We start from the raw sequence: 3,200 nt of genomic DNA on the forward strand, positions 1-3,200 counted from the left end.
GCGTCGCGGCCGGCGTCCGGGAGAGGTCTCCACGAGTGCACAACGCCGCTGCCGGGTTTCGGTGACGAGCAGGGGCGCTCGCGGCGGCCGGTCAGCGCGTCGAGCGCGACCACCTCGGGTGCGCACGCCGGTTTCTCGGGTGCTGCGACCCCCGGTGCCGGGGGCGGCCGGGCCCCGGAGGGGCGGCCACCTTGCCCGGTCGGCCGCCGCGAGCGGCCTACGGTACGAGGGTAGTCCGGTGAGATGAGCCACACAATGGGAATATCGAAGCCGATCAGGGACGGTGCGCGCTCGGCCCGGAAGTGTCGGACGTCCGGCGTACCGTTGAGGTCATGGCGCTCGACATTCCCCGGCTCGACGGCCGCTTCCAGGTCGTCAGCGAGTTCCAGCCGGCCGGCGACCAGCCGGCAGCCATCGACGACCTTGAGCGTCGGGTGCGCCGCGGCGACCGCAACACGGTGCTGCTCGGCGCGACCGGCACCGGCAAGAGCGCCACCACGGCGTGGCTGGTCGAGCGGCTGCAGCGGCCCACCCTGGTGCTCGCGCCCAACAAGACCCTCGCCGCGCAGCTCGCCAAGGAGTTCAGCGAGCTGCTGCCGCAGAACGCGGTCGAATACTTCGTCTCCTACTACGACTACTACCAGCCCGAGGCCTACATCCCGCAGACCGACACCTACATCGAGAAGGACTCCTCGATCAACGAGGAGGTCGAGCGGCTGCGGCACTCGGCGACCATGTCGCTGCTCACCCGCCGCGACGTGATCGTGGTGGCCACGGTGTCGGCGATCTACGGCCTGGGCACCCCGGAGGAATACCTCGACCGGGCCGTGCGGGTGGCCGTCGGGCAGGAGCTCGACCGCGACCAGTTGCTGCGCCGGCTGGTCGACATCCAGTACACGCGCAACGACATGGCCTTCCAGCGCGGCACCTTCCGGGTCCGGGGCGACACGCTGGAGATCATCCCGGCCTACGAGGAGCTGGCCGTCCGGATCGAGCTGTTCGGCGACGAGGTGGAGAAGCTCTACTACCTCAACCCGCTCACCGGTGACGTCGTCAAGGAGGTCGACGGGCTTGTGATCTTCCCGGCGACCCACTACGCGGCGGGCCCGGAGCGGATGGAGCGGGCGATCCGTGACATCGAGGTCGAGCTGGCCGAGCGGCTGGCCGAGCTGGAGCGGCAGGGCAAGCTGCTGGAGGCGCAGCGGCTGCGGATGCGCACCACCTACGACATCGAGATGATGCGCCAGGTCGGGTTCTGCTCCGGCATCGAGAACTACTCGATGCACATGGACGGGCGACTGCCCGGCAGCCCGCCGCACTGCCTGCTCGACTACTTCCCCGACGACTTCCTGACCGTGGTCGACGAGTCGCACGTGACCATCCCGCAGATCGGCGGCATGTACGAGGGCGACGCCTCCCGCAAGCGGATGCTGATCGACCACGGCTTCCGGCTGCCCAGCGCGGCCGACAACCGGCCGCTGCGCTTCGACGAGTTCCTGGAGCGGGTCGGCCAGATGGTCTTCCTCTCCGCGACCCCCGGGCCGTGGGAGCTGGAGCAGGCCCAGGGCGAGTTCGTCGAGCAGGTGATCCGCCCCACCGGCCTGATCGACCCCGAGGTCGTCGTGAAGCCCACCAAGGGCCAGATCGACGACCTGATGCACGAGATCAAGCTGCGGACCGAGCGCGACGAGCGGGTCCTGGTCACCACGCTGACCAAGAAGATGGCCGAGGACCTCTCCGACTACCTGCTGGAGAACGGCATCCGGGTGCGCTACCTGCACTCCGAGGTCGACACGCTGCGCCGGGTGGAGCTGCTGCGCGAGCTGCGCAAGGGCGACTACGACGTGCTGGTGGGCATCAACCTGCTCCGCGAGGGCCTCGACCTGCCCGAGGTCTCCCTGGTGGCGATCCTCGACGCAGACAAGGAGGGCTTCCTGCGCAGCGGCCGGTCGCTGATCCAGACCATCGGCCGCGCGGCCCGTAACGTCTCGGGCCAGGTCCACATGTACGCCGACAAGATCACCCCGTCGATGGCCCAGGCGATCGAGGAGACGAACCGGCGTCGGGCCAAGCAGATCGCGCACAACGAGGCCAACGGGATCAGCCCCGAGCCGCTGCGCAAGAAGATCCACGACATCCTCGACGACATCTACCGCGAGGCCGAGGACACCGAGAACAGCCGGGTCGGCGGGGCCGTCCGGCAGCTGTCGCGGGGCAAGGCGCCGGTCAAGGAGACCCGCAGCCGCAGCCGCGGGGGCGCGGCGACCCCGTCCCGGGAGGGCATGGCCCGGGCCGACCTGGCCAACCTCATCCAGGAGCTCAACGACCAGATGCTCGCCGCCGCGCGGGAGCTGCAGTTCGAGCTGGCCGCCCGGATCCGCGACGAGGTCGCCGACCTGAAGAAGGAACTCCGCGGGATGGACGCCGCCGGGGTGAAGTGACGGCCCGGGGCAGGGGGAGGCCGGCGTGCTCACCGAGGCCGTGATCGGGCTCCCCGACCCCCGCCTCCGGCCCCACGTCGATCGCTACCTGGGCTACCGCGAGCACTCGGCCGGCCCGCTGGTGCGCCGGGAGGCGGCCGGCGCCTTCGTGGTGCTGATCCTCGGGTGGGGCGCCCCGCTCGATGTCACCGACCCGCGGGCCGCCGACCGGGGCGCGCACGGGACGAGCGCCTTCCTGGCCGGGCCGTTCGACGGCTGGTGCGCGACGCGCACGGCCGGCGAGGGCGCCGGCGTGCAGGTGCTGCTCTCCGCCCCGGCCGCCCGCCGGCTGCTCGGGCTGCCGCTGGGCGAGCTGGCCAACCGCGCGGTTCCGGTCGACCGGCTCGGCGGGTGGCTGGTCCGGCTCCGCGACGACCTGGCCGACCTGCCCGACTGGGCGGGCCGGTTCGCCCGGCTCGACGCCGCGTTCGCCGCCCGGCTGGCGGTGACCGGGTCGGTCGATCCGCGCCTGGTGGGGGCCTGGCGGCTCCTCGACGCCAGCGGCGGGGCCCTGGGCGTCGGCGCGCTGGCCGAGGAGGTCGGCTGGAGCCGCCGCCACCTGGCGGTCCGGTTCCGGCGGGAGTTCGGCCTCCCGCCGAAGACCGTCGCCCGGCTGCTGCGCTTCCAGCGGGCGTACGCGGTGGCGGGCCGCACGCTGGTCACCGCGCCGACAGTGGCGCCACCCCCGCGCGGCCGGCGGGGTGACGCGGATCGGGGCGG

The 3,200-nt window shown here is 72.4% G+C and carries 2 protein-coding genes; both read left to right on the forward strand.

Annotated features, from left to right (window positions below; translation table 11 throughout):
- The first annotated feature begins 332 nt into the window (after positions 1-332).
- Positions 333-2,441 (forward strand): excinuclease ABC subunit UvrB, encoded by a 2,109-nt coding sequence (gene uvrB, locus F8274_RS30255; protein WP_151465772.1) that lies wholly within the window; start codon positions 333-335, stop codon positions 2,439-2,441.
- 25 nt (positions 2,442-2,466) lie between these two features.
- Positions 2,467-3,200: AraC family transcriptional regulator (locus F8274_RS30260; RefSeq protein ID WP_151465775.1), on the forward strand; the 734-nt coding region annotated here is incomplete at its 3' end.

The sequence above is a fragment of the Micromonospora sp. AMSO31t genome, assembly GCF_008868175.1.
GTDB lineage: Bacteria > Actinomycetota > Actinomycetes > Mycobacteriales > Micromonosporaceae > Micromonospora.